This window comes from Cupriavidus sp. 01L46 (genome assembly GCF_056399905.1).
Window position 1 is genome coordinate 1 of record NZ_JBFTSF010000369.1, and the last position, 5576, is coordinate 5576.

5 protein-coding genes are annotated in these 5576 nt (G+C 64.0%); 4 read left to right on the forward strand and 1 reads right to left on the reverse strand.

Features of this window, described 5'->3' with window-relative positions; translation table 11 throughout:
- Positions 1-1188 (forward strand): cobaltochelatase CobT-related protein (locus AC1DS3_RS34490; protein WP_477128941.1); only part of this gene is annotated, 1188 nt, incomplete at its 5' end.
- Between the two features lie 63 nt (positions 1189-1251).
- Here the strand turns inward: AC1DS3_RS34490 and AC1DS3_RS34495 are convergent.
- On the reverse strand, positions 1252-2175 hold the full coding sequence (locus AC1DS3_RS34495; RefSeq protein ID WP_441641469.1) for a LysR substrate-binding domain-containing protein: 924 nt from the start codon (positions 2173-2175) through the stop codon (positions 1252-1254).
- 147 nt (positions 2176-2322) lie between these two features.
- On the opposite strand from AC1DS3_RS34495, the gene AC1DS3_RS34500 reads away from it, so the two are divergent.
- The 3 genes from AC1DS3_RS34500 to AC1DS3_RS34510 form a co-directional block, all read left to right on the forward strand.
- Positions 2323-3399 (forward strand): tartrate dehydrogenase, encoded by a 1077-nt coding sequence (locus tag AC1DS3_RS34500; RefSeq protein WP_441641470.1) that lies wholly within the window; start codon positions 2323-2325, stop codon positions 3397-3399.
- 128 nt (positions 3400-3527) lie between these two features.
- Positions 3528-4502: a tripartite tricarboxylate transporter substrate binding protein gene (locus AC1DS3_RS34505; protein ID WP_477128942.1), complete on the forward strand. Its 975-nt coding sequence runs from the start codon at positions 3528-3530 to the stop codon at positions 4500-4502.
- Positions 4503-4595: 93 nt separating this feature from the next.
- Positions 4596-5576: cation:dicarboxylate symporter family transporter (locus AC1DS3_RS34510; protein WP_477128943.1), on the forward strand; the 981-nt coding region annotated here is incomplete at its 3' end.

The following is a 5576-nucleotide window of genomic DNA, read 5'->3' on the forward strand; positions in this document are numbered from 1 at the left end:
GTGCTCGGCGTGCCGCTGGCGGGCTTGCGCCGGCACCGTGGGCAGCAGGGCGCGTTTGCCGTCCATGCACGCGAGCTGGCTCGGCTGGTGGGCGAGATGCTGCGGGCCACGCGCGCGGACGGGGCGCAAGACGATGACGAAGCGGCGCAAGACAACGAAACCGTGCGCGTGGCGTTCTCACTGGCGCTCGGGGGCGAGGACGATGAACTCGAAGCCATGGCCATGGCCACCACTGGCAACAGCCGCGTGCTGCACGCGGCCGGCCAAGGCTACCGCGCCTACACCACGCGCTACGACCGGGAAATCGTCCCAGGCACGCTGGTGCGCAAGGATCTGCTGGCAGAGTACCGCGAACGCCTCGACCGGCGCATCGCCGAGCAACGCATCAACGTGGCAAGGCTGGCGCGCGCGCTGACGGCATCGCTCGCCGTGCCGCAGCGCGATGGCTGGTCCTTCGGCGAGGAAGACGGCCGCATCGATGGCCGGCGCCTCGCGCAACTGGTCAGCTCGCCGGCCGAGCGCCGGCTGTTCCGGCAGGAGCGGCACCGGCTGCAGGCGGACTGCGCGGTGAGCTTCCTGATCGACTGCTCGGGCTCGATGAAAGCGCATATCGAGCCGGTGGCCATGATGGTCGACATCCTCACGCGCGCGCTCGACCAGGCCGGCGTGGCCAGCGAGGTGCTGGGCTTTACCACCGGCGCGTGGAATGGCGGCCGCGCCCGGCTCGACTGGCTGGCCCGCGGCCGGCCCGCGCATCCCGGGCGGCTGAATGAAGCCTGCCATATGGTGTTCAAGGACGCCGCCACAAGCTGGCGGCGCGCCCGCGCCAACATCGCCGCGCTATTCAAGGCCGACCTGTTCCGCGAAGGCGTGGACGGCGAGGCGGTCGACTGGGCGTGCGCTCGGCTGCTCGCGCGCGCCGAGACCCGCCGGATCTTGATCGTGGTATCCGACGGCAGCCCGATGGACAGCGCCACGGGGCAAGCCAACGATGCGTTCTACCTGGACAACCACCTGAAGGAGGTGGTGGCGCGCAACGAGACGCTGCGCGACGTGGAGGTGCTGGGGCTTGGCGTGGGGCTGGACCTCAGCCCGTACTACCGCCGCTGCCTGGCGCTGGACTTGTCGGTGCCGATGGATATGCCGGTGTTTGGGGAGATTGTGCGGTGGATCGGGGGGCGGCGGTGAGGCGGCTACGGGCAGGCCATCTTCGTCGTGCTGGCGCCGGCCTCATTGCCAGGCTGTTTATGTTTACCAAGAAGTGGTACCCCCACGTGCCCTGAGCTGTTTCCCTTCAAAGTGCGCAACGAGAAAGTCGAGGAACGCCCGGACCTTGGCCGACATGTTCAGCCGTTCCGGAAAGACGGCAAATATGTCGGCGGGTGGTAAGGCGTAGTCTTCGAGCAGCAAGACCAGGCGGCCACTTCGGAGGTACTTGGCAAGGTCCCACTCCGCGCGCTGCAAGATCCCTTGCCCGGCCAAGCCCCACGTCAGCGTCACTTCGCCGTCATTGCTGCTCAGGGCGCCACGTACCTTTACCGTTTCCGTCTTCTTCCCCTTGGCGAAGCGCCAGATGCCATAGGCAGAATCGTTCTGGCGCAGCACGATGCATTGATGTTGCGTCAGATCGTGCGGCGTGACCGGTGTGCCGTGGGCTTTCAGATACGAGGGCGCGGCGCAGACCAGGCGCCGGTTGTCGGCAATCTTCCGCGCCATCAGGCGTGTGTCCGGGATCTCGCCGAAGCGGATCCCTATGTCAAATCCCTCGTCACCCAGGTTCATCGGCCTGTCCGTCAGATGGAGTTGCACCTCCATCTGTGGATATCGTTTGGCGAAATCGGATATGGCGGGCGCAATGTAGGTTCGCCCGAACCCCAGGGGAGCGTTGACCCTCAGTGTTCCTCGCGGCGCCACATGGCTGCTGGAGATCAGCTGGTCGAGATCCTCGATCTCCGCGAGCAGGCGCCGGGCGTGCTCGAGGTAGACCTCCCCCTCGGCGGTCAGGCCGATGCGCCGCGTGGTCCGGTTCAGCAACCGCACCCCAAGCCGCTTCTCCATTTGAGCTAGCCGTTTGCTGACGGCTGCGGGGGTGACGTCTTGTTCACGCGCTGCTGCGGACAGGCTACCCGCCTTGGCCAGGCCGGCGAAGAAAGCAAGTTCCGAAGGCTGTCCCATCTTCAACCTCAAGTTAATATTAGTTTGAAATACAGTTCATCTTACTCCCTCGGTTTTCAACGATAGTCAGGTCACAGAAGGACGCCGGCTTACCTGGCGGTGGAAAGCGGCCTTTGGTGTGTGGAAAACAATGAGAGGAGCAACGCGATGCGTGAATACAAGATTGCAGCCATCCCTGGCGATGGCATTGGCCCGGAAGTCATCTCTGCCGGTCTGCAAGTGCTGGAGACCCTGGCGGGGCAAGATGGCGGCTTCAAGCTGAGCGTCGAGCATTTTCCGTGGAGCTCCGACTACTATCTGGAGAAAGGCTACTACATCCCCGAAGGCGGGCTGGAACGCCTGAAGCAGTTCGACGCCATCTTCTTTGGCGCGGTGGGCGCCTTGAACGTGCCCGATCACGTGTCGCTGTGGGGCCTGCGCCTGCCGATTGCCCAGGGCTTCGACCAATACGCCAACGTGCGCCCCGCACGCGTACTGCCAGGGGTGAAGAGCCCGCTGGCCAATGGCAAGGACATCGACTGGGTCATCATCCGCGAGAACTCGGAAGGCGAGTATGCGGGCAACGGCGGTCGTACCCACCGTGGCCTGCCCATCGAGACCGGCACGGAAACCGCTGTCTTCACGCGCGCCGGTGTCGAACGGATCCACCGCTTCGCATTCGAGATCGCGCAGAAGCGCCCCCGCAAACACCTCACCTTGGTGACCAAGTCGAACGCGCAGCGCTTCGGCATGGTGATGTGGGACGAGATCTTCTACGAAGTCGCCAAGGACTATCCGGACGTCAAGGTTGACCGCGAACTGGTTGACGCCGTGACCACGCGCATGGTGTTGAAGCCCCATACGCTGGACGTGGTGGTCGCGACCAACCTGCACGCCGACATCCTGTCCGACCTGGCCGCGGCGCTGTCCGGCAGCCTCGGCATCGCACCGACCGCCAACCTGAACCCGGAACGCCTGTTCCCGTCGATGTTCGAACCGATCCACGGCTCCGCCTTCGATATCACGGGCAAGGGCGTGGCGAATCCCATCGCCACCTTCTGGACCGCGGCCATGATGCTCGAGCATCTGGGCGAGAAGCCCGCGGCGGACAGCCTGATGGCAGCCATCGAGCAGATCACCGCCAACGGTGTCTTCACCCCGGATCTGGGCGGCAACGCGACCACCGCGTCGGTCACCGAAGCCATCTGCAAGGTGTTGGCCGATCCGGTCAGGAAGGCGGCCTGAAGCCGGAAAAGAAGCGCGGCTTGCCGCGCCGCGGCAAACCGCTAGCGGGTTAGCACCGGCACAGGTGCCCCGCACCGTGCCGGCCCTGCCATGGGCCGGCCCATCAAGAATGCCATCAGGAGACAGGCATGCAATCCGTTATCCGGACTGCGGTGGCTGCGTTCGCCCTCGCCCTCGCTCTGGGCGCCGGCACCGCTTTCGCCCAGGCATATCCCACMAAGCCCATTCGCCTCATTGTCCCGTTTCCCCCTGGGGKCACCACCGACGTCCTTGCCCGCACCGTGGGACAAAAGCTCACGCAGGCGCTGGGCCAGCCCGTCATCATCGAAAACCGGCCGGGCGCTGGCGCCACCATCGGCGCGGACGCCGCGGCAAAGTCTGCGCCAGATGGCTACACGCTGCTCATGGGCGCGGTGCATCACACCATCGCACCGAATGTCTACAAAAAGCTCTCCTACGACGTCCAGAAAGATCTGACGGCGGTCTCCGTCGTTGCCATCGTGCCGAACGTGCTCGTCGTCAGCCCAAGCTTCCCGGCCAGGAACGTGCAGGAGCTGGTCGCCTATGCCAAGGCCAACCCAGGAAAGCTGACCTACGCGTCCAATGGCAACGGCACGGCGCATCACCTGATCGGCGAGCAATTCAAGGCGCAGACCGGCACCCACATCGTCCACATTCCCTACAAGGGGAGCGCCCCGGCCATCACCGACCTGATGGGCGGCCAGGTGTCGATGATGTTTGACACGGCGTCGTCCGCGCTGCCTTACATCAAGGCGGGCAAGCTCAAGCCGCTGGCGGTCGCCACGGCCAGGCGCTCTTCCGCACTGCCGGATGTGCCGACCCTTGCCGAGTCCGGCTTGCCAGGCTTCGACATCGCCTCCTGGTTCGGCATCCTTGCTCCCGCGGGAACACCACCTGAGATCGTGAACCGGCTTGGCATGGAAATCACCAAGGCCCTGGCACTCCCCGATGTGAAAAAGCAATTCGCTGCCATCGGCGCAGAACCGGTCGGCAACACCCCGGCCCAGATGACGGCCCAGATCAAGGACGAAGTCATCCGCTTCGGCAAGCTCGTCAAAGAGGCGCACGTCAGCATGGACTGACCAAGCGGCACGGCCGCCGCGAAGACGTCGGCCGCATTCAGTTGAGGAAGGCAAGACAGGCTGCGCTGCAAGTGCGTCGCCGTAGGAGACATCATGAAAAGGCGACTCGGGCGACTCAGGCGACTCATCAGCTCACTGTATGTCCAGGTGCTCATTGCCGTGGCGGCGGGCATTCTGCTGGGCGTCTTCATGCCCCATATCGGCAGCGAGCTCAAACCACTTGGCGATATCTTCATCCGCCTCATCAAGATGGTGTTTGCACCCGTCATCTTCGCGACGGTCGTGCTCGGCATCGCCAGGATGGAAAGCATGAAAGACCTCGGCAGGGTAGGTTGGCGCGCCTTGCTGTACTTCGAAGTGCTGTCGACGTTTGCGTTGCTGCTCGGCGTCATCGTGGTCAACGTGGTGCAGCCCGGTCACGGCATGAACGTCGACCCGGCGACGCTCGACACGAAGAGCATTGCCGCTTATACGGCACAGGTGAAGCACGAAGGCGTCATGGATTTCCTGCTCAACCTCGTGCCGATGAGCATTGTCGATGCGCTCGCGAAGAACGACATCCTGCAGATCCTCGTGTTCTCGGTATTCATGGGCGTGGCCCTGGCCCATCTGGGAGAGCGCGGCAAGCCGTTTGTCGCCGCCCTGGACGCGTTCGCCAATGCCATGTTCGCGATCGTCGGCATGATCATGCGCTTCGCGCCGGTTGCCGCGTTCGGCGCCATGTCATTCACGGTGGGCAAGTATGGCTTTGGCTCGATTGCTTCGCTTGGCAAGCTGGTCGCCACCATGTATGGGACCTGCGCGCTCTTTGTGCTGATTGTATTGGGTGCCATTTGCCGCATCTGCGGATTCAGCCTGTTCCAATTCCTGAAGTACATCAAGGACGAAATCCTGACCGTGCTGGGAACGAGTTCGTCGGAATCCGTCATTCCGCAGTTGATGCGCAAGCTGGAGAACGTTGGCGTGTCGAAGCCTGTCGTCGGGCTGGTGGTGCCGGCGGGCCTCACCTTCAACCCCGATGGCCAGTGCATCTACTACACCATGGCAGCGATCTTTATCGCACAGGCAACCAAC

Coding starts and splice junctions, on each gene's coding strand:
- AC1DS3_RS34500 (WP_441641470.1), top strand. CDS start 2,323: ATGCGTGAATACAAGATTGCAGCCATCCCTGGCGATGGCATTGGCCCG.
- AC1DS3_RS34495 (WP_441641469.1), bottom strand. CDS start 2,175: ATGGGACAGCCTTCGGAACTTGCTTTCTTCGCCGGCCTGGCCAAGGCG.